Here is a 24,888-nt window from a genome sequence, read left to right as displayed (position 1 = left end):
CTTTAAGCGGAGCATCAAGACAGAATAATACCCCGGAAGAGCCGGGTCATTCGTATATTTATTTTTTAATTAATACCAGTATCTAGCTTAAAATGTTCTGGCTTTTTCTTCGGCTTCCTGCATTTTCTCGGAGAGTTCTCCCTGCGCATCAAATCCGATAACATCAAGTTGTTCCGCAGCGATTGTTGTAAAGTCGGTGATGCCCAGAAAACCGAAAATTGTTCTTAAATACCTGTCACCCATTTCATAAGCACCGCCTGCTCCTTCCGAATAAGCGCCGCCCCGGGTTACGATATGAACAGCTTTTTTCCCCTGGCATAAGCCCACGGGGCCTTGTTCGGTGTAATGAAAGGTAATCCCGGTGACTGTAATATAATCCAGATAACATTTGAGAATGGATGGAAAACTAAGATTCCACATTGGAGCAGCGATAATGATTTTATCACTGGCCTGGAACTCATAAGCATACTTTAAAACGGGATGATTGACGGAATCCGCGTTCTTTGGACCAAAAACAGATTGTAGATCCTCAGCAGACAGCGGCTTGACACCTTCCTGGTAGAGATCGTGGGTAATGATCTCATCACCAGGATTGTTTTGCCTGTAGGCGGTGATAAAACTCCCTGAAAGGCGAAACGTCCTCGACTGCTCGTCCGGCTTGGGATTTGCTTTAATATACAGTACTTTAGCCATAATTTTTATCCTCCATAATCATTGACAATCTTCAAATAGTTTTAGTCATTTTTGATAAAGCTATGACTGCCATTTCAAACCAAAACAATCATCTTCGCTTTGGCTGCTTTTGCCGAATTTTTCTCTTTCCCTGGAGCTTTTCCTGCAGTTTCTCCAACGCCTGGCGTATCTCCGGCTGCAAAGCGTCTTCCAATTTAGGATCTTCCAGATCTCCCATGCTGGCAAGGCTTTCCACATAGGAATCCCGAAGACCCCGATTGATTTTCACGAGCTGATAATCTTCTTTAATCCCGGCAAGCAGAGCGTCCCTGCTGCTGAGAAAGGTTTCTGAAGTTTCCCGGACTGATCCATTTGCCGACTTTGTCCGGACCGGAGCTTTTTGTTTGGCAGCCCGAGTTTCCATTTCCTGGTGATCTTTCTGTGGGAGGGAATCCCGGGTCTCTTCGAGAGCAGCCTGAAAATAATTGATTTCTTCCATGAGCTTTGCCGCCCATTCCTTGACTACTTCAGGGCTCCGGGTAACGATAAAGGCCTCCTGAACAGATCCACCATTTTTCAGTAGGATCTTACATCCGGTCGGTGTCTCGTATTGATAGGTCGCACCGCGTTCCCTGGTATTGGTTACATCAATCACCCCGGGAATAATGTCTGTGATTTCGCGGCGCTTACTCAAATCCTCCAGCCAGTCCAGGCCGCCGGTAATGATGCTGTGTTCCCTTTTAATTTTATTGCGGCGAAATTTCATATGATAACCTCAAACTGCGCGATGGACAAAATAATAAAAAAACAAATTAAAAAAACAGATGCTGGATATCAAAATTTCCTTTTTCACTTAAGTTTAATAAGCCCATTGAAAACTGTGGCTGTCCTCTTCTTTCTGTTGGAGATCCAGGATTGAACAGTAATACCCCTTCATAGACATTTTTATAAGGTATATGGCTGTGTCCAAAGATAATCATATCTACATCTTCTCCCGAAAAGAAATTGTAAGCCCTTTCCGGGGTATTCTTTCCGGATCCAAGATAACCATGCGTAACACCAATCCTTAGAGAACCTAGTTTGGCTATGATTTTCTCCGGCAGCTCTTCCATTAACCAGTCACAGTTTCCTCTGACTGCAATGACCGGTGCAATCAAATCCAGTTCCTCAATCAGACTCTTCGTCACAACATCTCCTGCATGAATAATTGTATCAACCTCACTTAAAACATTCCAGACAAATGATGGGAGTTTCCGTCCATAGCGAATATGTGTATCAGAAAGAATGGCAATTTTCATTTCTTTCCTCCCGTTCTGTCAGACTGCTTTGGATACATGTTCCGCATTTAATACTTTTCGGATTATTTGGTTAATTTCGTATTTATATAATAGTAATGAATAATTGCTGATTTGCCAATAGCTGTCTACATAATTTAATAGACAATATGTAAAAATAAACAGAGACATTCATCTCTGTTCTTTTGATTGTTATAGAACGGTTATAGATACTGGCATTGACATTTTAAGGTTTTGCGAATTTCGTTGGCAACCCTCCAGGTTTCCTGCAGATGAGGAGTAAGTAGCTCTATCTTGCCGCTGAATCGGTCTACAAGCAGATCGGGGCTCGGATCACCGTCAAGGTCTTTATTGGAATGGCGGATATCTATCGCGATTTTATTGTCGTCAAACACAGGCGGAACAAAATAATTGAGTACTTCTTCTGTCGCATCTATCAGATCAGCCACTTGATCATCCGAATAACCTTCCCGTAAAAGAATCTCTTTAACCTGAGGCAAAGAATGATCTAAAGTAAGCAACATCTGCGCCCTTCTGACCATTTCAGGATCTATATTCATTCTGCCACCTCTTTTCATTAGCTGCTTATCAACATTTTTCCCTGTAAGACGGAACAAATACTACTATATTTTTTACTGACTTGGTGTTCTTGCCCAACATCAAATCTTATTTTAATATATGTGCCAATTTAGGGGAGGTTAGAGTATGTTAAATTTTTTTTCGCTGCCTGCTGTTCTGGCAGCAATCTCCGGAGCTGCAATGGCCGTGCAGGGAACGCTGAATTCACAGCTGACGCAAAAAACTTCTTTGCTTTCTTCGACGCTGATCGTACACATCATTGGCAGTATAATTGCCCTTCTGGCCGTATTGGCTTGGAAAGTACCTATGTTTGGGCATAAATGGCTGCAAATCCCTTGGTATCTCTATTTGGGAGGAGTGTTAAGTGTCGGAATCGTTGCCTTAGTCTCCATAACGATATCCAAAATCGGTGTATGCAATGCCACGACGGCCATTATCCTTGGACAAGTCGGCCTTGCGGTCATTATTGATCACTTTGGGCTTTTCGGGGTCCAAAGAATAAGTTGGAATCCGTGGCAGTTGCTGGGTCTTGCACTTTTTGTCGGTGGGGCAAAGCTGCTGTTTAAATAAATACTAGATTGTTCCGGAACGGTTATTGATCATATTTAAATTCAAGAGGATATTATAAACTTCTTCCGTGACCAGGTATTTGTGAATATTGCCATTAGCGGAAAGCAGTAATATTTTTGTTGCTTCCCCTTTCCGATCTCCATCGATAAGCCTTATAATATACGCATAGCTCTCTGACGACAAAGAAAGTTGCTGAAACTCGTTGTCGCCGACAAACAACGCCCAGTATCCGTCTGAGATTTCACTGTCCCCAGTATAGATGGAATTATAGACACTCGTTGTATCCGTCCCATCCCCTGTTGTGGTATCCTTAACCTCACTTGAGGTTGGCAGCGTAATTTCGCCTATTTCTTCAGTATTTGCAGTTGCGGAGGTTAGCTGATCGTAAACATTATGAAAAAAATCCGGGAATAGCAAATATCCGACAATGCCGACGATGAATATCCATAATGCAAGCACTTTAATATCGCCCCAGATATCATTTTGAGGAGGACGTCCCCAGGCGTTGCTGCGCATAATACCACCCCAAGAAAATATACGTCCATTTATTGGAGAATATGACGTTGCATCTTTTAAATATTCCCCCTACAATTTAACTGAGGTGAAAAATTTTGATGGATTTGCTGCAAAAGAAACTGAAATTGCTGCCGGATAATCCTGGCGTTTATTTGATGAAAAATGCTGCCGGTAAGATTATTTACGTTGGCAAAGCCAAGGTGCTGAAAAACCGGGTAAGGTCTTATTTTACAGGGTCCCATGATCAGAAGACCCAAAAACTTGTCAGTGAAATTACCGACTTTGAATATATCCTGACATCTTCTGAGGTTGAGGCTCTCCTGCTCGAATGCAACCTCATCAAAAAACACGACCCGTACTATAACATTATGTTGAAGGATGATAAATCTTATCCGTATATATTAATTACATCCGAAAAACACCCCCGGATTATTGTCACCCGTAAAGTTTCTAAAAAAGCCGGCAAATATTTTGGTCCCTATCCCAATGCAACAGCGGCCAGGGAAACTGCCCGCCTGCTGAACCGGCTGCTTCCTTTACGCAAATGCAGTCAGATCCCTACCAAATCCTGTCTTTATTATCATATTGGACAATGTCTCGGTCCGTGTATCCATCCTATTGAGCCTGAACAATATCAGGAGGTCCTCGATAAAGCCACCATGTTCCTCCGCGGCAATCAAAAAAGCATCATCAACTGGCTGGAAGGAAAAATGACCAAAGCCGCCGAAGCGCTGCAGTTTGAGGCAGCCAGAGAATACCGGGATCTGATTCAAGACCTGAAAACCATCAGTGAAAAACAAAATATTACGCTAAGTGATTTGCGAAACCGCGATATCGTGGCCTACGCGTTTAATGAAGAGCTAATGAATATTCAGGTCTTCTGTTTTCGTCAGGGTAAACTGGTTACCCGGGACAGTTTCTTCTTTGCCTACTATGATGAACCGGAAGAATCATTTCTTTCGTTTCTGGTTCAGTACTATACGGACGAGATGGTCATTCCGGATGAGATTTGTATTCCTGAAATCCAATCGACCGCAGTCATGGACATCCTTCCTCTGACCATACCCAAAAAAGGTAAAACCAAACAACTTCTGGCAATGGCCGCCTCTAATGCTGAGACTGTTCTGAAAGAAAAGATGGACCTGGAAAAAGACAAAAATGAAGAGATTCAGAAAACAATGGCAGGATTATGTGAACTTCTCGGAATCGCTCAGGCCGATACGATCGAAGCCTTCGATATTTCAGGACTGTTCGGCAGCAATATTGTCGGGGGTATGGTTCAGTTTAAAGCCGGAAAACCCTTTCGGGCAAACTACCGCAAATTTAATATTGCTCCGCTCGCGAACAACAATGATGATACTGCCTACCTCAAGCATATTATCGGGCGCCGTTATTCCCGTCTGCAGAGAGAAGAATCCGCAATGCCGGATTTGATTCTGGTTGATGGCGGAAAAGGACAAGTCAAAGCCGCACTTGATGCTCTGAAGGAGCTCCGCTTGACCATTCCTGTTGCCGGTATGGTTAAAAACGACCGGCACGAAACGCGCAGTCTGATCAATCAAACAGGCCGTGAGCTTTCTATTGACACCAGAGTCGAGGTGTTTTATCTGATCCAGCGAATCCAGGACGAAGTGCACCGTTTTGCGATCACTTTCCACAGGCAGCAGCGAATTAAAAACATGACCGCATCGGAGCTGGATGGTATCCCCGGAATCGGGCCAAAACGAAAAAGAATGCTCCTCAGAACTTTTGATTCTTTGGATGAGATCAAAAATGCTGCACCTGAAGAATTTATTAAGTCCGGTTTGTCGGCAGTGGCCGCCCAAGAAGTCTATAACCACTTTCACCACACGTAAAAACAGGTATGATATTATTTTTTATCTTGTAAAAATTTCTTTGATGTTTGTTTGATTTTTCTTCCTGCCTTGACAAGACAGGCAAACACGTATATCCTAGAAAATGGATTAATGACTCACAAAAACGCGAAAATATAATATATTTTCGTTTTTTGTGTCTTATTCAGGAGTGATATTTTGAAGCACAAATACTCAATTATTATTATCCACCCTGACCACGGCAAAGCACCCCGGCAGATTCAGTTTTCAGTCAAAGCGAAAAAAATGATTGTTACCAGCTCAGCTGCACTGGGTATCTTTTTTACGGGACTTTTTGCTTATGACATTTACCAGGCTCATTACATCAATGTTTATCAGCAAAAAATTGCCTATGTTGATAAGCTTGAAGATCAGTTGCAGGCCAAGGATCTGGAAATCGCGAGATTAAATGAAAAGACATCCGAAATCAATCAGAACTTGTTAACCATCTCCTCACTGGAATCTAAAATTGCTGGCATTCTTAAAATCCAGCAGAAAAGTACGACGGAAGTCAGCCGCGGCAGTTACTCCGTACAGTCATATTCCGAGCCGGAAAGCCTTGATCAGGCTTCAAATCTGCTCAATTCTCATGTGGAAACCCTGCAGGAGTATTATGATGCTTCCGTAGAATACAAAGACAAGCTGAACCGGACACCGAATATTCTTCCGGTCAATGGCCCAATCTCCTCACCTTTTGGCTATCGCCGCAATCCTTTTGGCGGCTGGAGCAGTGAATTTCATTCCGGTATTGATATTGCCTGCGATTATGGCACACCTGTCCAGGCGGTTGCTGCCGGGACTGTCACTTATGCAGGCTATGACGGTTATTGGGGACGAAGGGTGCAGATTGACCACGGCTATGGCGTTGTAACGTTTTATGCCCATAATTCCAAACTGACAGTCAAAGTCGGAGACACGGTTCAGAAAGGCGAGATTGTCGCGTACAGCGGAAATTCCGGCCGGAGCACCGGCAGCCACCTTCACTACCAGGCCTATGTTGACGGCGAACTCGTTGATCCGACAGTCTTTACTACCTATACCGAAGCGCAATAAAAAGGAGCGGCTAAGAATGTTTAGTAAAAAAGAAAACGACACAAAACCGGTTATCCGAAATATCAGCACGAACACAAATATTACATACATTGCCGAAGACTGTGAACTCAAGGGGTCTTTGGTATCGAGCGGCAATATTCGGATAGACGGCAAGCTCGAAGGCACTGTTGAAGTCGGGGGCGACTTAATCATCGGTCAGTCTGCCTCAGTAAAAGCCAATATCTCTGCTGCTACAGCAACCATTACGGGTGTTGTCTGCGGGAACATTAAGGTCGGAGACCTGTTGGAATTAAGCCCTACCTCCCGCCTCTACGGGGACATCACCGCCAGACAGCTTAAAATCGACCAGGGCGCCATCTTTGTCGGCACAAGTTCCATCGTCTCTGACAGTACAGATCATCCCGATGACTCTTCCCCTGAAGAAAAGCCCTAAAAAAGGCGGACCTGGGGTTTTGCAGGAATGCTGTAACAGCAGCCCGACAAAACCCCTTTTTTATTATTTTAACGCCCTAAGAGAGACCCTCCTAATGTACACAAAATAATACATCTCTCTTTGAGATGTATATTTTTTTACGAACCACTTATTGGCTGTAAGTCCCTTGGATTGTAGGATATCGAGAAGTAAATGTTGCGGCTTAGGTCAAGTAGGTTTTCCCACCAGGATCCCTTTGGTTTCCTGCAAGGGCGGTTTCCCCTTCCTCCTGGTCTGAAATGTTGCCATTTCTCAGAACTTGATCGCCACTTAGTCCGCACTTCAATCCTTCTCGATAAAACGCTCTAGAAGTTTTCCTTAACACTCCCGGTCACCCTAGCCTCTTTTGCAGAAAAGAATTTCCGGCAGGTATAACGGATGTTTGCCAACACCAGTTAACCAATCATCGCCTTTCCAACTTTTCCACCTCAAGGCAGGCTACACTGCACTAAGTTCCTTCCTAATGCAGGTTCATCCCCAAGCCGTAGCTATGTTTCAAACCACGTACCTGGGCCTCCACGGATAAAGGGTAGCGCCCACATGCCATTGCGGATCCCCCTCTGTCCTTAACTCCCAGCAGCAGCCCACGACTGGGCGTCCCAAGCCACCACCAGGAACTTCATCGGTATGCCCTTAGCGGATTCTTAGGCCCGCCCTCGAATGACCGTTTCATGCACTAGAATAACGCTCCATGATCCAAAGGAACCTTACACATCTGAAACTAAGATATAATTAGTTTTCACTAGTTCATTTTTATTAGCTTCCACATCATTTTATACATATAGCTTCCATATCATTTTATACATAATCCGTATTTTTTGCAAAAGCCAGATGTACTATAAAGCGAATTCATACCGCAGATAACTGAACGTTCGTTGATTAAAGAATCGTCTATTTCCGTCAGTTGATTATTTTCGGCTAAATTCGGCCAAAACAGTCGATATTGACGACCAAGAACCACACCATTATTTGCCGTTTAAAAATAAAAGTCGATCAAAATTGTATATCATTTTTTTTGTTATATTTTTCCCATAGCGAACCATCAGCATATTGGCTGGATGAGATGTGATTTCCTCATCGTCCGTATCTTTAATAAGCAGATCCGTGTACGTCATCAGATGGCGCATCATTTCCCTGTATTCCCAAATCGGCAGGTTTGTTCCATCCAAATCCCAGTGCCAGTAATATTCTGTTGCAATCACAATATAGTCTTCCATTTTTTCGTCACCGAAAGCAGCTTCCAGCATCCTGCGGGCTACCCCATAATTGCGGTAGCGCGGAGACACTTCAATCGCTCCGAGCTCCAGAACTTTGTCTTGTCCGGATGACCACCGTTCAAATTCATCCGGCGGATGAAACGTAATATAGCCGACCAGCTCCCCATTGATTTGGGCTGAGACGACTTTTCCCTGTGGAAGACAGCTGATCTCAACAATGGCTTTTTTTTGTTTGGCAGCCGGACGGAAAGCTTTTAATTGCTGGTCAATTTCAAGCTTTTCCAAGATATCCGGAGATGTCACCCCGGATATCAGCAGTTCCCCTTTCGAAGTCTGGATAGTACAGGTAATGTTGATCCATTCCTCTTTATTCATTTACCCACCCTGCTAGGTATTCCGCCTGATCCGATGTCAGGCTGTCAATTTGCAGTCCAAGTGAATGAAGCTTCATCAGCGCAACCTTATTGTCCAGTTGTTCCGGAACATTAAAAACTTTGTTCTCAAGCCCCTGGTTTTTTACCAGATATTCGAGGGCCAAAGCCTGCAACGCAAAAGACGTATCCATTACTTCCACCGGGTGGCCGTCTCCTGCAGCTAAATTCACCAGTCTGCCTTCAGCAAGCAAGAAGATTTTTCTCCCGTCTTCAAGGGTAAATTCTTCAGTGTTGGGGCGGACCTTTCTTTTGGAAACAGCCAGAAGACTCAGGTCCTGCTTAGAGATTTCCACATCAAAATGACCGGCGTTCGCCAGGATTGCACCATTCTTCATCCGTGCAAAATGATCTTTTGTAATGACATTTTTATTGCCAGTCACGGTAATAAAGTAATCTGCCATAGAAGCGGCTTCCTTCATCGGCATGACCTCGTATCCGTCCATCCAGGCCTCATTGGCTTTAACCGGGTCAACTTCACAGATAATGATTTTCGCCCCAAGCCCTCTGGCTCTTAATGCCACACCTTTGCCGCACCATCCATAACCAACGATACAAACCGTTTTTCCTGCAACGACCAGATTGGTTGTCCGCAGAATCGCATCCCAGACGGATTGACCCGTTCCATATCGGTTGTCAAATAAATACTTGCTTCTGGCATCATTGACGGCCATCATCGGAAATTCAAGCTTTCCTTCCCTGGACATGGCTTTTAATCTGAGAATACCTGTTGTGGTCTCCTCCGCTCCACCTCTAACCTGGCCAATCAATTCCCGCCGGCAGGTATGAATTGTTGAAACGAGATCCCCACCGTCATCAATGATATAATCAGGCCCAAAATCGAGGGCCTTGTTGATATGCACTTTATACTCCTCATCTGTCGCACCGTGCCAGGCATGAGCCCTGATGCCGTTTTCGACCAGAGCCGCTACCACATCATCCTGCGTAGAAAGCGGATTGCTGGCGACCACAGCAACTTCCCCGCCTCCCGCCTGAATTGTCAAGGCCAGGTATGCGGTTTTTGCTTCCAAATGAAGGCAGATGACAATTTTTTTCCCTGCAAACGGGCGCTCTTGAATATATTGATCCCGAAGTGAATTCAACACCGGCATGTACTGTTTTACCCAGTCTATTTTTCGTTGTCCGTCAGCAGCCAGCCTAATATCTCGAATGGTAGAAACTTCGTTCATCTTAGCACCTCCTCCGCTTTATTATACACGTATTTGTTCTAAAAGTCAGACTGCTTCAGAAGAAAATCAGGCTCCTTTTCAGGACCTGATTGTACAGTCTTGCTTGCGTACTTATGCTGTTTCTTTCGGACTTTTTTCCTTGCTGCAGGCAGCAACTTTTTGAGCAATTACATCAAACAGCGCCGACTGATATTCTTCAACTTGCCCTTCATCGGAAAGCGCTGTCAGTCTTGGATCAATCGGCAATTGGCCGAGATAAGGAATTTCATTCGCCGCAGCTTCCTTCTCTCCAGCCGGTTTGCCGAATATCTCAATGCGCTTGTTGCAGTCCGGGCATTCAATATAAGCCATATTTTCAACAAGTCCATAAAAAGTAGCTTTATACATGGTGGCCATTTTTATGGCTTTACGGACAACCATGTTAGCGAGCTGCTGAGGACTTGTGACAATAACCAAACCATCCACCGGAATAGACTGCAATACGGAGATCGGCACATCACCGGTTCCCGGAGGCAAGTCAATCAGCAGGTAATCAAGTTCTCCCCAGATCACATCCGTCCAGAACTGTTTCACCAGTTGGGAAATGACCGGACCTCTCCAAATCACAGGATCATCCTCATTTTCGAGCATAAGATTCAGAGAAACAATCTTGATGCCACTCATGGATTCGACCGGCATAATCCCCTTTTCAGCGGCACTTGCTTTGTCTTTGAGACCAAAAATCTTCGGAATGCTGGGTCCTGTGATATCCGCATCGAGAATGCCGACTTTATAGCCCTGACGCATCAGGCTTACAGCAAGCATGCTCGTTACAGAGGATTTCCCGACTCCACCCTTGCCGCTCATGACTGCGACAACATTTTTAATATTGCTTAATTTTTGAGCTTCAGTAAGTTCCGGAACTGAGGAACAGCTGCCGGAGCAGGTTGAAGCTGTTGAACAACTGCTGCATGGACTACTCACTTTTTTTACCTCCATTATTCGCCGACAAGTTTCTCCAGCTGGTCGAGCAGCTCCACGAAAACATCCAGCGCCTGCTTGACCGGTTCAGGTTTTTCCATATCGACTCCGGCTTGGCGCAGAAGTTCGATCGGATAATCTGAGCCTCCGCTGGACAAAAACGCCAGATACCGCTGTACAGCAGGTTCCCCTTCCTGCACGATTTGCTGTGCGAGAGCCGTCGCTGCTGAAAATCCTGTCGCATACTTATAAACATAGAAAGCATTATAAAAATGCGGAATCCGTGTCCATTCCATATTGATCTGTTCATCCAAGACAATGTCGGACCCAAAATATTTCAGGTTCAGGTCCCGGTAAATTTTGGACAGGTGGTCTGCCGTGAGGGATTCATTCCGTTCGGCTGCAGCATGGATTTCCTTTTCAAACTCTGCAAACATGGTCTGCCTGAACACGGTCCCCCTAAATTGCTCCAGATAATGATTAATCAGATAGGCCTTCATTTTACTGTCATTCGAGGCATTGATCATATGACGCATAACCAGGGATTCGTTCAGTGTGGAAGCAACCTCGGCCACAAATATTTTATATCCTGCATAAATATGAGTCTGGTTTTTATTCGATAAATACGTGTGCAGGGAATGCCCCATTTCATGGGCCAGGGTAAACAGGGAATCCAGCGTGTTCTGATGGTTCAGCAAAACATAAGGATGGGAGCTGTACGTGCCCCAGGAGTAGCCTCCGCTTGTTTTGCCGATGTTTTCATAGATATCAATCCAGCCGGAACGGAATCCTTCGTCCAGAATCTCCAGATACTCTTCTCCCAAAGGTTTAAGCCCTTCGCGTACAATGGACTTCGCTTCCTCAAACGGAATATGCGCATCCATTTCAGGGACGAAAGGAACATAAATATCATACATATGCAGCTCTGCAACGCCGAGGACTTTTTTGCGCAGCTGAATATACCGTTGAAACTGCGGCAAATAATCATGAACTGTCTGTATCAGCGCGTCATAAACGGGAAGTGGCACTTTGTCGTCGTCAAGAGCGCTTTGAATCGCAGAATCATAGTGTCTGACCCTTGAATAAAAAACATCGGCCTTGACACTCGCTCCGAGCATCGCCGCCCAGGAGTTTATTTGTTTGCCGTAAGCCGCATAAAGCGTTGTAAATGCATCCTGTCTGACTCTACGGTCTTTGCTTTCCATATACCGGATAAAATTTCCCTTGGTCAGTTCAATTTCCCGGCCTTCTTCATCCTTGATCGGGCCGATTTTCAGATCCGCATCGTTGGCCATGCTGAAAATCGTGCTTGGTGCTGAAGCCAGTTCGCCGGTTTCAGCCAGGATTTTTTCCTCAGCCAGGCTTAAGACATGCTGTTTTTGTCTCAGGATATTTTCCAGGTAATGATGATAAACCTGCAATCTCTCATCCTGACGGATCTCACTAAAGCGTTCATCCGGAATAGCCAGGATTTCCGGAACAATAAATGACAAGGCGCTTCCGGCCTGTACTGAAAGCATTGTCGCCCGGTCTGTCATCCCCTGGTAACGGGAAATCCGGTTATCTTCATCCCTTCTCATCCGGGCGTACGTAAACAGGTCTTCCAGGTTCAGGCTGAAACGGTCCGCCCATTCCATACATTCAACAAAAATGTCCGCACCGCCGGCAAGCTGTCCCTGATATTTTGCGGAAAGCCCAATCATCTTTTCTGTTTCGCTAAACATTTTCTCCCAGTCCTGATCACTGGCAAAAATATCTTCGAGTCTCCATTTATATTCCTGTGAGATTTCTTCCCTTGAACGTAAGGTTTCTGACAAACTGATCCCTCCATAAAATTGATCTTCCAAATATTATACACAGTAAAAGAAAAAATTACTAATTTGTTGAAGCAAATTATAACGAAATTGTTTGTGCCCATCAAAAGGTATTGGATAAAGGTATTGGATAAAATATATCGTTAATGCAAAACCTGAATGATATCGTAAAACGTTTTATCATCTAAGCCGAATAAGAAAAATACCAGTCTGTCTAAAACAAAACAGGCTGGTATCTTATTATTCGGCTAAATCTGCCCATGTTGTATAAGGCTTCCTGCCAAGATTAAGATTTGTGTAGCGCTTCTCACCGGTTATTTCACGGTCACCGGCAACCCATTCCGGAAATTCCAGCGGATAATCTTCCTGCGGAATTTCTGCATCCACCGTAATCAAGCCGGTATTTTCCTCTTCATAAACATCAATCTCCCAGATTATTCCCTGACCGCTCTTCACTGTATATCTCGTCTTAATGATTGGCGGGCTTATTGCCAGGGACATAAGCTTCCGAACCTCTTCCTCCGTTACTTCCTTGGCCGGAGTCTCCAACTCAAACCGCCTGTTTTTCGTATAATAATCCTTGATTGTCAACATCATTTGATTCCCTTTGATTCTGAACCTGACCGATGGTTTTTCCGAAAGATAACCTTGAATCATCCGTTCCCCTTCCTTCAATTCCGGCAGAAGATGCTGATGAACAAGATACTTGCGTTCGATCTCCAATCCCACTATCTCCCAACTCCCATACAAGTACCATGTTAACCCCTAAAATTATAATATAAGATTTAGGGCTGACATGGTACTACTGTGATTCATCTCATTAACTTCATTATACTTTAAATTTCCCATGGTTTATATACGTCTATTTATTTGATATATATTTTTAATATCCATAAGGTTCAATTTAGAATTAAGTAACTTTTACTTTAGCACTTCGTTTCTTGTCCCGATCAACAAGTTTTAAATAGCCCCAAGTAGCCAATGGAAACCAGATGCAAAAAAGAGCGATGGGATAGATCAGCAGTTCGCCCGGTCTTAAAATGCCCAGTTTACTGATTACTTGAGAAAACATCACACTATAAAATATCCCGGATAAAACATAAATATAGCGGTAAATATTTTTCTCAGGCAAAAAGTAGAAGTATAAAACATAATATATTGCCCAGGAAATCGGAGCAAAAAAATGCAAGGCCATTACCCCAAACTCCTGGTAGTCAATATACCCGAACTTCCCGGTCAAATAACCGATGCTCGCTGCAATAACATCAAATATAGCTCCAAATATGATTGCGTAGATCGATAATCTCCGAATTTCTGCTCTCGGAACAACCGCAAACATAATTAATGCAAAAATAAATGTATAGACCATCGGAATGAATTTTACAGCCATTAAACGTGCTCCTTTACTAAGAGAATACTGATATTAATCATTCCTGCTTTTCGGAATTATTATGCAAATGACAGTCCTAAAATAATGTTGTATATCAGGAAACAGAGATCTATGACATGACAAGCAGCAGTCCAATTAAGAAAGCAATTGATGTTCATAAGGCATACAAAGCAAAGAGCACCTCCTGACTGTTTATGACAGCAGCGGGTGCTCCTTGCTTATTTTAGCCGGAACATTTGTACCTGCTCGTAATGCTTAATCTTAATACCTGCTCTCTTACTGCTTCCCAATCTGCTGCAGCGCTTCAACTGCTGAGGCATCGGCAAGGGTCGTTGTATCACCGATTGCCCGCCCTTCAGCGATGTCCCTCAAAATTCTGCGGATAATTTTTCCACTGCGGGTTTTTGGCAATTCTTCCGTAAGATGAATTTCATCAGGTCTGGCTATTGCCCCGATTTTGGCCGCAACATGATTCTTAAGTTCGTTCACCAGGTCTTCCCTAGCTGCAACCCCTTCACGGAGAGTGACGAAAGCTGCGATTGCCTGCCCTTTAACTTCATGGCTTTTACCGATGCAGGCAGCCTCTGCCACAGCCGGATGCTCAACAAGGGCGCTTTCAACTTCTGCCGTACCGATTCGATGCCCAGAAACATTGATGACATCATCGACTCTGCCGATAATCCAGAAATAACCGTCTTCATCGACTTTGGCCCCGTCCCCGGCAAAGTATCTGTCTGGCCATGTACCCCAGTAGGTATCCTTATAGCGCTTGTCATCACCATAAACCGTTCTGAGCATTGCCGGCCAGGGTTCCGTGATCGCAACGAATCCAACCTCTCCGTTTTGAACCGGCTGTCCGGATCTGTTCAATATTTCGACTTTGACACCCGGGAAAGGCACAGAACAGGAGCCAGGCTTCATGTCGGTTACTCCTGGCAGAGCTGAAATCATAATCATTCCTGTTTCAGTCTGCCACCAAGTATCGACGATCGGGCATCTTTCTCCGCCGATATGCTTGTGATACCATAACCAGGCTTCAGGATTGATCGGTTCTCCAACCGTCCCGAGGAGCCTTAGGCTAGTCAAGTTTCTTTTCTGGGGATAGCTTTCTCCCCATTTCATAAAGGTCCTGATTGCCGTAGGCGCGGTATACAGAATGGTTACCCCGTACTTTTCAATCAGTTCCCAGTATCTGTCCTTCGCAGGGTAGTCAGGCGTTCCTTCAAAGAGGAATATCGTCGCACCGTTGGCCAGCGGTCCATATACCAGATAGCTGTGGCCTGTGATCCAGCCGATATCCGCCGTACACCAGTAAATATCGTTTTCCTTCAGATCAAAAACATACTGATGGGTCGTCGAAACCCCTGTCAGATAACCTCCGGTCGTATGCACAACGCCTTTAGGCTTTCCGGTGGTGCCGCTCGTATATAGGATGAACAAAATATCTTCCGCATCCATTTCTTCAGCCGGACAATCGGCTGCAGCATCCTTCATCAGCTCATGATACCAGACATCTCTTTCTCCTTGTACGGCATTATCTAGGCCTACCCGTCTGACCACGATGACTTTATCGATTTCCGCGACACCTTTCAGAGCCTCATCGACATTTTCTTTGAGCGGAAGAACCTTTCCGCGGCGATAGCCGGCATCAGCCGTAATCACAATCTTCGATTTAGCATCATTGATTCTGTCCCGAATGGCCTCAGCGCTGAATCCGCCGAAGACCACACTGTGCGGCGCTCCGATTCTGGAGCAGGCCATCATGGCAACGACTGCTTCCGTAATCATCGGCAAATAGATAGTGACAACATCCCCCTTTTTCACACCGAGAGAGCGAAGTACCCCCGCAAATTTGCTGACTTCATGATGCAGCTCCCTATAGGTGAGCATTTGGGTATCACCATTTTCGCCTTCAAAAACAATGGCATTTTTATCCGCCCGGGGCCCGGCTAAATGCCGATCCAAACAATTGTAAGACGCATTGAGTTTACCGCCGTTAAACCATTTGGCAAATGGCGGATTCCACTCCAGAACAGTATCCCATTTTTTGAACCAACTAAGCGTTGAAGCCCTCTCTTCCCAAAAAGCCAGTCTGTCTTCTGCCTTTTGATAAATGCCCGGGTCGGAAATGAGGGCATCTTTCCTGAATTCCGCTGAACTCTGAAAGACGTGTTTATTTTCTGAACTTTGGGTAATCTCTTTGGACATCTCGTTTTTCCTCCTTACCGACCCAACGATAATTTTTTATTTTTTTCATCATATCATAACCGGCTGCCCGAATCGTCTGCTTTGGAGCCAATTGCCCGTATTTAAGGGTTAAACGCAAAATACCGGCCTTCGCCGGTATCCCCAGATTTCTTTGTTATCTTGATGTGTCTTTAAATATCTTGCTTCTCATCTGATCATTCATTCCTCATTCATTCCTGCTTATAGATTAATAAGTGAAACAGGCAGCGTACGTTCCACTGCCTGTTTCAGCCACCTCGTCCACCTTTTCTCCCAGGAAGGTTCCCCATCCTTCCAATTAATTATTTTACTTGATGATATTTTTAAATGCAAGTGCAACTCCAAATATGTCCAACATAGGTGCTAGTACCATGTAACACCTAAATCTTATCTATCCTGACGGCATATTTCTTGTAATCCTGCGTTGTCGTCAATCACCATACGCTCGGTATGCCTCAATCCTCCGCCTTGTCTTACAAGAAATCTGCACGCCATTATATGATAATTTTAGGTGTTACAAGGTACTAGTCCTTGAGAAATTTCCTTTCCAGATAAGCGGTAATTTCCTCCGGCTGGCACCGGTATACCTCCTGGGCAGACTTCTCTCTTAAACCCTGTAGCCCGGAAGGGATATCCCAGCCCGTCAAAGCGCTGAGCCTGGTCAACGCTTCCCAGGGGTCACATTCTCTGTACCTGTCACCGGCAATTGCTGTCAGCACGCTTTGAGCAAACTTGAAAGGACTCGCCGTTGAAGTCAGGACAGTAAAGGTTTTGTCCCCGCTGTTTTCTCGATAATCGTTGTAAACCTTCATCGCGACAGCCGTATGCGGGTCCAGCAGATAGTTGTCTTCTTCATACACTTTTTTGATGGTTTCGAAAACACCCTCTTCATCCGTCCAGCCAGCGATCATATTCTCCCTACAGGCAGTCAAAGTATCCGGATCCGCACTGAACTTCCCTTCGCTGGAGAGACGTTTGAACCAGCTACTGATCTTGCCGGCATCTCTTCCGGATACTTCAAACAAAAAGCGCTCAAAATTGCTGGAAATAAGGATGTCCATTGAAGGTGACGAAGTCAGATAAAACGGACGATTGCTTTCATAAGTTCCGGCAGTGAAGAAGTCCGTAAGCACATTGTTTTTATTCGATGCACAAATCAGCCTGCCCAGTGGCAGTCCCATTCTCTTAGCATAATAAGCTGCCAGAATATTGCCAAAATTACCCGTGGGAACCACGATGTTGATTTTCTCTTCCGCAGCAGTTTTTCCGAGTCTTACTGCCTCGAGATAGGCCCAGAAATAATAAACAATCTGCGGCAGCAGTCTTCCCCAGTTGATGGAATTCGCTGAGGAGAAAACCATATGGCTGGCATTCAGTTTTTGGCGCAGTTCTTCAGATGAAAAAATCTTTTTAACTGCAGTCTGGCACTCGTCAAAATTTCCGTTGATCGCCACAACGAAAGTATTTCCTCCACCTGTTGTAACCATCTGGCGTTCCTGCACAGCGCTAACGCCGCCGTCGGGATAAAAAACCACAATCCGAGTACCCGGAACATCCTTAAATCCGTCCAAGGCGGCCTTGCCGGTATCTCCAGAAGTCGCCGTAAGAATCAGAACTTCCACATCAAGTCCAAGTTCTTTAATACTTGCAGTAAGCAGATAAGGCAACACCTGCAGGGCCATATCTTTAAAAGCAGCGGTCGGGCCGTGCCAGAGTTCCAGCATCCCGCAGCCGTCGACTTCAACAAGCGGTGCGGGGTTTGACGTATCAAAACGTCCGTCTCCGTATACTTTAACTGCCTCTTCCAGCGTTCCTGCCGGTAGATCTCCGCAATACAGCTTCATAATTTGCAGCGCAAGCTCGGCGTAACTGCAGTTGGCATATTGTTTCCAATCCACGCAGGGGATCTCCTGAGGAACAAATAGTCCTCCCTGAGGTACCATTCCTAGAGCAATCGCCTGGGCAGAGGTCTGAGCATCAATGTTGCCGCGGGTACTAAGATACATTTTTTCTCCTCCAATAATCACTGTGCAATATTTCAATCATCAATAATTGATATTTTACTTGATTTTATATGAAAAGACACGTAAAAACAATATAACTATAATAGAATCCTGCTTAACTATCAAGGATTATCCTGTATTATTTTGAACACAAGACAAGGTATTTTACGCCTGAGCAAGAATATATTGGATAAGCGACTGATGCACTGGATAAAATGACTCATGTGGCTTGACATTCCTCAAATCAACCAGAAAGCAAGGCGAAATACGATGAAAGATAATTTCACCCGCAAATACAGACAGACTTTGCTGCTTGGCTTAATCAAGGTGATCCAGGAACTTTTCCCCGAAGAAATACTGAAGATTCCATATTCCATTCTTGACGGCGTTTATTGTGAATTTTCCGGCTCCCTGGTCTCTCCCAGAGAAGTCAGATTGATTGAAACAACACTAAAGAACTGGGCTACTCATAAAAATTTCATTAAATTTTTAGGGAAAGATGAGAGTTTTCATATCTATAAATTGGATGAAACCATTATTAAATCAATTTATGCCGCCTTCGAGGATACTTCTGCTATCAAGGATTTCCGGCTTATTCCTTTTCAGCCGGGATTTATCCTGGATTTTTCCGATGAATCCGGTTATTTGGCAGACTTTGTTCTTCCCAAAAAACTTTCAGCAACCTATACGGAAACGCAACGCTGGCTTGAAATCCTGGATCTGGCTGAGGTCAAGGACGTGAATTCCTATATCAGAAACGGCCGCTCCATCGATCTCATTAACATTGCTGAAGCTCTCCAGGAGAAAAAGATTGCGGACATTGCGGATATCATAACCAATGAAAATAAAAATGTCAGAATCGTGCTGATTTCAGGACCATCCTCGTCAGGGAAGACGACCTTTACCCATCGTCTCTCGACTCAGCTGATCGTCAACGGCCTAAAACCGATTTCCTTATCTCTGGACAACTATTACCTGAATCGGGAAAACATTCCGCGTGATGCTTCCGGACAGCTGGATTTTGATACCCTATATTCCCTGGACCTTGCGCTGCTCAATGAACATCTGGATAAGCTGATTATGGGAGAAACGGTCCAGACGCCGGTATTTAACTTTTTCACCGGAAAGAGAAATCCGGACGGAAATGATATCCGTCTCGACTCGGACAATATCCTGCTGGTCGAAGGCCTTCATGCCCTGAACCCAGGTTTGCTCACCATTAACAGGAATTCGTTCTTTAAAATCTATATCAGTGCGCTTTTCCTGCTGAATATCGACCGTCACAACCGCGTCCCGACAACTGAGGCGAGACTGATCAGACGAATTGTACGCGACGATAAATTCAGGGGCTTTGGTCCGGAGCGGACTCTGAATCAGTGGCCAAGTGTCAGACGCGGGGAAAATACCAGCGTTTTTCGCTACCAGGAAGAAGCTGATATCATGTTTAATTCCAGCCTGCTCTTTGAAATGAACGCTCTACGTTCCTTTGCCGAACCCCTTCTTAAGAAAATTCAGGAAACAAATAGGTTTTACGATACTTCCGTTCGTTTGCTGAATCTTCTGTCGTTTTTTGAACCCATGGACACATCCAACATCCCCTTAAATTCAATCCTCCGGGAATTTATCGGTGGCAGTATCTATTGTGAATAGTCATAACAAATCATTCAAGGAGAAAATGATGGAACCCAACAGACTTATGATGCGTGATTGTAAAATAAACCGCATTCTTCATATTTTAGAACAAACCTATCCTGAAGCACACTGTGAGCTAAATTTCCGCAACCCCTTTGAACTCCTTGTCGCCACGATTCTCAGCGCCCAGACCACAGACCAAAAGGTCAACAAAGTAACAGCCGTACTTTTCGAACGCTGCCCCACTCCCAAAAAGATGTTGGAGATCACTCCCCGCGAGTTTGAAGAAATCATTCACCCGATCGGACTCTTCCGCACCAAAGCCAAAAATATTCTGCAGACCTGCGAGCTGCTCATTGAAGAACATCACGGAGATGTCCCCTCGAATCTGGATGACCTCGTAAAAATGCCGGGCGTTGGCCGTAAAACAGCCGGAGTAGTCTTAGCAAACGCCTATGGCATTCCCGCTTTGCCTGTGGATACCCACGTGCTGAGGGTTGCCAATCGGCTCGGCCTGTCCCGGGAAAAAGACCCTTCTAAAGTAGAAAAAGAGCTTACCGCTCTTATCCCTATGGAACTATGGATTGATACCCATCACCGTTTGATTTTTCACGGTCGCAAACTTTGCCATGCCCGGAAGCCGGAATGCCCGGTCTGTCCTTTGAAAGACTGCTGTCCGGCATTTACCAGCGCTTCCTAGTATCAATTCTTCCTGAATAAAATGATAGTTCTTAAACATTAGTGCTTCTTTAGCTTTTTCCAGAACGAATACCCTTTGAACATAAATCTGCCCGTTCTTTTTTGCTGTCCCGATTCATTTTCATCAACAAGCTGAACTCTGGCCGTTTCACTGACCGATTGGATATTGGCTGCAGAAGCGGCTAAATTTTCCACCATTTCAGGCAATTTCGCATTAATGACGTTTAAGGTTTCCTGTGCCTCTCCGATAAATTCTTCAGCTTTGACAGCAGTCTCTCGGACTGTGTTGAATGCACTGTCCATTACTTGCATAGTCCGGCGTGCTGAACGCAGCAGTACAAGCAGATATATCCCGACAGAGCAGAATATGACCGTTAAGAGGACGGTGCAAACCAGTGCAAAATTCGTAGCATTCATTTTATTTCCACCCTATTTTACAACATGAGCTGTCAACTGCATTAATGTGCTGCGGTTTTTCACCCCGGAGAGATTCTCACCCGTAATTTGCTCTCCTGCTTTTAATACTGTACCGTCCTCAAGCTGAATGTCATTATTCAGCGTTTTTCCGAGCAGGAACTGAAGCTGGCGCTGCTCAAAGACATTGAAATCCTCCGGATATATGATTGTCCCGCTATTTTCAGCTGTCTTCAGCAAACTTTCACTCTTACCGAACTGTTCGATTTTCTTCTTCAGAAGCTCTTTTTCACTCAAGGCCGGGCTCTCCTTACCGCTCGATGGCTCGGATGCCTCTGACGCCTTGTTTCGTTCCGGCTTGATCAGTTCCTTGGCTTGTTTTCCTGCAGAAGGATTGTCATCAATCAGAATGATCTCCTTACCGTACGTAATCACGTGATCACACTTAAATTCGCTGCATTTCCCCTGCGGATCAACAACCTCACAGGCTGCAATCGTTCCGGTTGTTTCATTGAACAGTATTTCCTTCACCTGACCTATCAGGCACCCCCGGGTCGTCAGAACCTGAGAACTAACGACCTTGACATCTTTTTTTAGAAGTTCCACAGCAAGGTCGTTATGCGCAACATCTTGAACAACGGTGCTGTCATTGATGATTAATGCATAATCCCCTAATCCCAGGATATCGGCGTAAGCGATTAATCTTGCACCAAAATAATCTGACGGCTGGTCGATAACAAAGAAAGCCAAACTCCCATCCTCAGAATTGATGATGATGTCTTTGACAGTGCTGATTTGCTTTCCTTCATTTATGCTGATAATTTTCAAGCCCCGAATTTCTGCCGAAGACTTCATTTTCCGATATCCTCCCGCCTATTAAAAATGACTGTCATTACACTCTGGATGTAGTTCTACAATCATACAAAATTCTCCTTCTTTATCGAATAAAATACATATACAACCTTATTGCTTCAATAACTGAATAAGGTCCATATGAGGCTGAAACAAAGTGCAGCCAGCCAGGGCAGCACATTCAGCCGGACAATCTGTGCGGCTTCCGTTTGGGTGACTGCACTAACAATAGCCGGAAATCCCCATGGAATCACTGCAGCGTCTGTCCAGATCGCCGTAACCTGTCCCAGAACGGCCAAAGGAACGGCTGAAATTCCGGCCGCCTGGCCGAGAGCCGCCGCAATCCCGCCGGTTAACGGCAGAGCAGCGAAACCGGATCCGCTCATTGCCCCCAATACCGCTGTCAGCATCACCAGCAAAGCACAGGAATACTTATTAAGCACCACGATACCAGATAACTTATAGGCCAGCTGTTCCAGATAGCCCGCCCCTTGGTGCAGCAGGACATTTTCATAACCGGAATGCGTCCCGAGGAGGAAGAAACCTGATATTACAACGATCGGGGCAAATACCTCCATCGAAAACTTCATCCCAGTCTGGATATGACGCCCAAAAGTATTAAAAGATGTCTTATAATCAGTCAAAATCGTGCCAAAAATTAGGACAAGCAGCGTTACGCCGCCGATAACCGCTACAGCACTGTCTCCCCGCAGTCTACCATAGATCAGCCAGATCACTGCCAACAAGTAAAATGCAGCTGCTGCCAGGGCCAGGACCGTTCTTTTTCTTTTCTGAATCTGATGATTTTGCTTTGTCGGAGGAAGTACATCAAGTTCTTTTTGCTGCTCCTCCCCCTTCTGCCCGTCCAGTAGTTCCCTGTTGTCTGCCACCACGTACGCAGGAATGTTTTTCTTCTGCTGGACCAGCATCATCCGAAAGCCAATCAAAGAAGCGATGATCCCGCTTCCGCATACAAGCGGCAGAGACTGCCGTAAGACCTGCTCCAGAGCGACGCCGGCTGACCTGGCGCTAAGACTGGGCGCACCCTGAATCACGTAATCACCTGCCAGCGCAATTCCTTCGCCAAAAATGCATAGACCAACCGCCAAACCAAGCGGAGGGATCCGGCTGCGGTGAATCAGTGGAAGGATCAAAGCCCCCAGCAGGGAAACTGCAGGCGTTGGCCACAGAAATAAACTAAAGGTAAGCAGCATGACCCCTGCGAGCCAGTACAAATAAGCGGCATTTTTAATCTTCAGAATTGGCTTGATCAGGATGGTTTCCGTTTTCGTTTCTTTCAGCATGCCGGTCATAGCGACCACCAATCCGATCAGCAGGATGATCGGAAGCAGATCCGCAGCTGTCAGGAGAAACCCCCGAAAGGCAGCCTGAATTCCCCCAAAGAAGCTGCCGGTATCCAGCACGCCTACGGCCAGAAGTCCAATGGCAGCAATGATTACCGGTTTTTTCTTAAAAGAAATGGCGATTATGATCAAAAGAATAAAAGCAAAGTAAACGAGCATGCCGGGACTTGGCAAACGACTTTCACTTCCTTTTCCAAAAGACAAATGCTATACTTTTTTATGGGTTGAATCATTTGAAATGAGAGGACTATGATCATGAAACATTATGATATCGGTATTGTCGGCGGTGGAATCTCCGGTATAATGTGTGCCTATGAACTGATCAAACACAACCCTAAGCTTAATATCTGCATTTTTGAAAAAGGAAACAGTATACGCGACCGAAAATGCCCCCTAACCGAAAACAAATCAGTAAAATGTGCCAATTGCCCGACCTGTGCGATCATGGAGGGGTTCGGAGGGTGCGGTTCCTTTTCTGACGGAAAATATAATTTTACCACCGAATTTGGTGGCTGGCTGAATGAGTATGTCTCCAATGACAATGTCATGGATCTGATAGAGTATATGGATTCCATTCTTGTTGACTTTGGTGCAACGACCAAACGTTTCAGTACCCAGACTCCCAAAGCGCGCGAAATCGGAAAAATTGCACTCCAAAATGATCTTCATCTTCTCCAGGCCGAAGTCAAACACCTTGGCACTGAGAATAATCTTAAAATCATGACCAATATCTTCAACTTTTTAAAAGACAAAGTTGAAATCAGACATAAGACAGAAATCATCGATATCTCCCAGGATCAAGACAGGTATATTTTGTCCGCAGCCAGTGGGGAATATTCCTGTGACCGTCTGGTCTGCGCGGTTGGCCGGGTTGGAAGCGAGTGGTTTACTTCATTATGCAGGAAAATGAATATTCCGATGACGAACAATCAAATTGATCTCGGCGTCAGAGTCGAACTTCCTTACGAAGTGTTCAGTCAGATCACCGATGAAGTCTACGAGGCTAAGTTGCATTACTACACCCGGAAATACAATGATCTGGTCAAAACCTTCTGCATGAATCCCCAGGGACATGTCGTCACAGAAAATACCGTCGGCGTACTTACTGTAAACGGTCACAGCTATTCCGACGATAAACTGAATAGCAACAATACCAATTTTGCGCTGCTGGTCTGCAATAAATTTACTTCTCCGTTCAACGAACCATTAAAGTATGGCAAATATATCGCCACGCTTTCCAACATGCTTGGCGATGGTGTCATCGTTCAGCGCTTCGGCGACCTGATTAAAGGCCGGCGGACAAATGAAAAAAGAATGATGAAATCATTCACCAAACCCACTTTGCAATCCGCGAACGCCGGTGATCTTGGACTTGTCCTTCCGAAACGCCATCTCGATAATATCATTGAAATGATCTATAAACTGGATAAAATCGCACCCGGGACGGCGAACTATGATACATTGCTTTACGGCGTTGAAGTGAAATTCTATTCGGCCAGGCCACAGTTAAATAAACAACTTGAAACGAAGTATCCGAATTTTTATGCGATCGGCGACGGCGCGGGGATTACACGCTCCCTGTCCCAATCCGCAGCCAGCGGCATCTACGTCGCCCGCAATATACTAAAGAAGGCTTGAAGCTTAGCTGGCTTATAGGTTTTGGCT

At 45.1% G+C, this 24,888-nt stretch carries 23 protein-coding genes; 7 read left to right on the top strand and 16 right to left on the bottom strand.

All coding sequences use genetic code 11. The annotated features are described in order from the left end of the window. Positions 1-87: 87 nt before the first annotated feature. From DHBDCA_RS01945 to DHBDCA_RS01930, 4 genes are all read right to left on the bottom strand, one after another. The gene (locus DHBDCA_RS01945; protein ID WP_015042463.1) at positions 88-693 is read right to left on the bottom strand and encodes an FMN-dependent NADH-azoreductase; all 606 of its coding nucleotides are present in this window, start codon (positions 691-693) and stop codon (positions 88-90) included. A gap of 88 nt (positions 694-781) precedes the next feature. Next, a complete protein-coding gene (locus DHBDCA_RS01940; protein WP_015042462.1) occupies positions 782-1,438 on the bottom strand; it encodes a DUF2103 domain-containing protein in 657 nt (218 codons plus the stop codon). 46 nt (positions 1,439-1,484) lie between these two features. Beyond that, positions 1,485-1,970, bottom strand: coding sequence for a metallophosphoesterase family protein (locus tag DHBDCA_RS01935; RefSeq protein ID WP_015042461.1), 486 nt, complete (start codon positions 1,968-1,970; stop codon positions 1,485-1,487). A gap of 200 nt (positions 1,971-2,170) precedes the next feature. Continuing rightward, complete coding sequence (locus tag DHBDCA_RS01930; protein WP_015042459.1) at positions 2,171-2,527, bottom strand: hypothetical protein; 357 nt, start codon at positions 2,525-2,527, stop codon at positions 2,171-2,173. Positions 2,528-2,672: 145 nt separating this feature from the next. On the opposite strand from DHBDCA_RS01930, the gene DHBDCA_RS01925 reads away from it, so the two are divergent. Next, positions 2,673-3,116: a DMT family transporter gene (locus DHBDCA_RS01925; protein WP_015042458.1), complete on the top strand. Its 444-nt coding sequence runs from the start codon at positions 2,673-2,675 to the stop codon at positions 3,114-3,116. A gap of 3 nt (positions 3,117-3,119) precedes the next feature. Here DHBDCA_RS01925 and DHBDCA_RS01920 read toward each other — a convergent pair whose 3' ends face one another. Beyond that, positions 3,120-3,632 (bottom strand): hypothetical protein, encoded by a 513-nt coding sequence (locus tag DHBDCA_RS01920; protein WP_015042457.1) that lies wholly within the window; start codon positions 3,630-3,632, stop codon positions 3,120-3,122. A 98-nt stretch (positions 3,633-3,730) separates the two neighbouring features. Between DHBDCA_RS01920 and uvrC the strand changes: the two genes are divergently transcribed. From uvrC to DHBDCA_RS01905, 3 genes are all read left to right on the top strand, one after another. Beyond that, positions 3,731-5,488, top strand: coding sequence for an excinuclease ABC subunit UvrC (uvrC, locus tag DHBDCA_RS01915; RefSeq protein ID WP_015042456.1), 1,758 nt, complete (start codon positions 3,731-3,733; stop codon positions 5,486-5,488). Between the two features lie 177 nt (positions 5,489-5,665). Next, the gene (locus DHBDCA_RS01910) at positions 5,666-6,559 is read left to right on the top strand and encodes a M23 family metallopeptidase (RefSeq protein WP_015042455.1); all 894 of its coding nucleotides are present in this window, start codon (positions 5,666-5,668) and stop codon (positions 6,557-6,559) included. A gap of 16 nt (positions 6,560-6,575) precedes the next feature. After that, positions 6,576-6,992, top strand: coding sequence for a bactofilin family protein (locus tag DHBDCA_RS01905; protein WP_015042454.1), 417 nt, complete (start codon positions 6,576-6,578; stop codon positions 6,990-6,992). 1,004 nt (positions 6,993-7,996) lie between these two features. On the opposite strand, the gene DHBDCA_RS01900 is transcribed toward DHBDCA_RS01905, so the two are convergent. The 8 genes from DHBDCA_RS01900 to thrC all read right to left on the bottom strand — a co-directional run bounded on the left by DHBDCA_RS01900 (position 7,997) and on the right by thrC (position 18,265). Further along, positions 7,997-8,623, bottom strand: a complete 627-nt coding sequence (locus DHBDCA_RS01900; RefSeq protein WP_015042452.1) for a GNAT family N-acetyltransferase — start codon at positions 8,621-8,623, stop codon at positions 7,997-7,999. Continuing rightward, on the bottom strand, positions 8,616-9,869 hold the full coding sequence (locus tag DHBDCA_RS01895) for an adenosylhomocysteinase (RefSeq protein ID WP_015042451.1): 1,254 nt from the start codon (positions 9,867-9,869) through the stop codon (positions 8,616-8,618). The genes DHBDCA_RS01900 and DHBDCA_RS01895 overlap by 8 nt, the downstream gene beginning before the upstream one ends. Before the next feature lie 111 nt (positions 9,870-9,980). After that, positions 9,981-10,832, bottom strand: coding sequence for an Mrp/NBP35 family ATP-binding protein (locus tag DHBDCA_RS01890; RefSeq protein ID WP_015042450.1), 852 nt, complete (start codon positions 10,830-10,832; stop codon positions 9,981-9,983). A gap of 14 nt (positions 10,833-10,846) precedes the next feature. Next, a complete protein-coding gene (gene pepF / locus DHBDCA_RS01885; protein ID WP_015042449.1) occupies positions 10,847-12,646 on the bottom strand; it encodes an oligoendopeptidase F in 1,800 nt (599 codons plus the stop codon). Positions 12,647-12,883: 237 nt separating this feature from the next. After that, complete coding sequence (locus DHBDCA_RS01880) at positions 12,884-13,372, bottom strand: CYTH domain-containing protein (protein ID WP_242824943.1); 489 nt, start codon at positions 13,370-13,372, stop codon at positions 12,884-12,886. A gap of 181 nt (positions 13,373-13,553) precedes the next feature. Then, entirely contained in the window at positions 13,554-14,033 is a 480-nt protein-coding gene (locus tag DHBDCA_RS01875) for a hypothetical protein (protein ID WP_015042447.1), read from the bottom strand. 276 nt (positions 14,034-14,309) lie between these two features. Further along, entirely contained in the window at positions 14,310-16,241 is a 1,932-nt protein-coding gene (acs, locus tag DHBDCA_RS01870; protein WP_015042446.1) for an acetate--CoA ligase, read from the bottom strand. 542 nt (positions 16,242-16,783) lie between these two features. Then, complete coding sequence (gene thrC / locus DHBDCA_RS01865) at positions 16,784-18,265, bottom strand: threonine synthase (RefSeq protein ID WP_015042443.1); 1,482 nt, start codon at positions 18,263-18,265, stop codon at positions 16,784-16,786. Positions 18,266-18,532: 267 nt separating this feature from the next. On the opposite strand from thrC, the gene DHBDCA_RS01860 reads away from it, so the two are divergent. Beyond that, positions 18,533-19,912 carry a uridine kinase family protein gene (locus DHBDCA_RS01860; RefSeq protein WP_193352133.1) on the top strand — a complete coding sequence of 460 codons (1,380 nt, stop codon included), beginning with the start codon at positions 18,533-18,535 and terminating at the stop codon, positions 19,910-19,912. Between the two features lie 28 nt (positions 19,913-19,940). After that, the gene (nth, locus tag DHBDCA_RS01855; RefSeq protein WP_015042441.1) at positions 19,941-20,594 is read left to right on the top strand and encodes an endonuclease III; all 654 of its coding nucleotides are present in this window, start codon (positions 19,941-19,943) and stop codon (positions 20,592-20,594) included. A gap of 38 nt (positions 20,595-20,632) precedes the next feature. Here nth and DHBDCA_RS01850 read toward each other — a convergent pair whose 3' ends face one another. The 3 genes from DHBDCA_RS01850 to DHBDCA_RS01840 form a co-directional block, all read right to left on the bottom strand. Next, positions 20,633-21,010 (bottom strand): hypothetical protein, encoded by a 378-nt coding sequence (locus DHBDCA_RS01850; protein WP_015045110.1) that lies wholly within the window; start codon positions 21,008-21,010, stop codon positions 20,633-20,635. A 12-nt stretch (positions 21,011-21,022) separates the two neighbouring features. After that, entirely contained in the window at positions 21,023-21,862 is an 840-nt protein-coding gene (locus DHBDCA_RS01845; protein WP_015042439.1) for a PRC-barrel domain-containing protein, read from the bottom strand. 116 nt (positions 21,863-21,978) lie between these two features. Next, a complete protein-coding gene (locus DHBDCA_RS01840) occupies positions 21,979-23,397 on the bottom strand; it encodes a hypothetical protein (RefSeq protein WP_015042438.1) in 1,419 nt (472 codons plus the stop codon). Between the two features lie 75 nt (positions 23,398-23,472). Here DHBDCA_RS01840 and DHBDCA_RS01835 point away from each other — a divergent pair, with 75 nt between their 5' ends. Continuing rightward, on the top strand, positions 23,473-24,861 hold the full coding sequence (locus tag DHBDCA_RS01835) for an NAD(P)/FAD-dependent oxidoreductase (protein ID WP_015042437.1): 1,389 nt from the start codon (positions 23,473-23,475) through the stop codon (positions 24,859-24,861). The last annotated feature ends 27 nt before the right edge of the window (positions 24,862-24,888 follow it).

This window comes from Dehalobacter sp. DCA (assembly GCF_000305775.1).
In the GTDB taxonomy this organism is placed as follows: Bacteria; Bacillota; Desulfitobacteriia; order Desulfitobacteriales; family Syntrophobotulaceae; genus Dehalobacter; species Dehalobacter alkaniphilus.
Note: the sequence above shows the minus strand (reverse complement) of the source record. Positions and strands in the feature narration are given on the sequence as shown.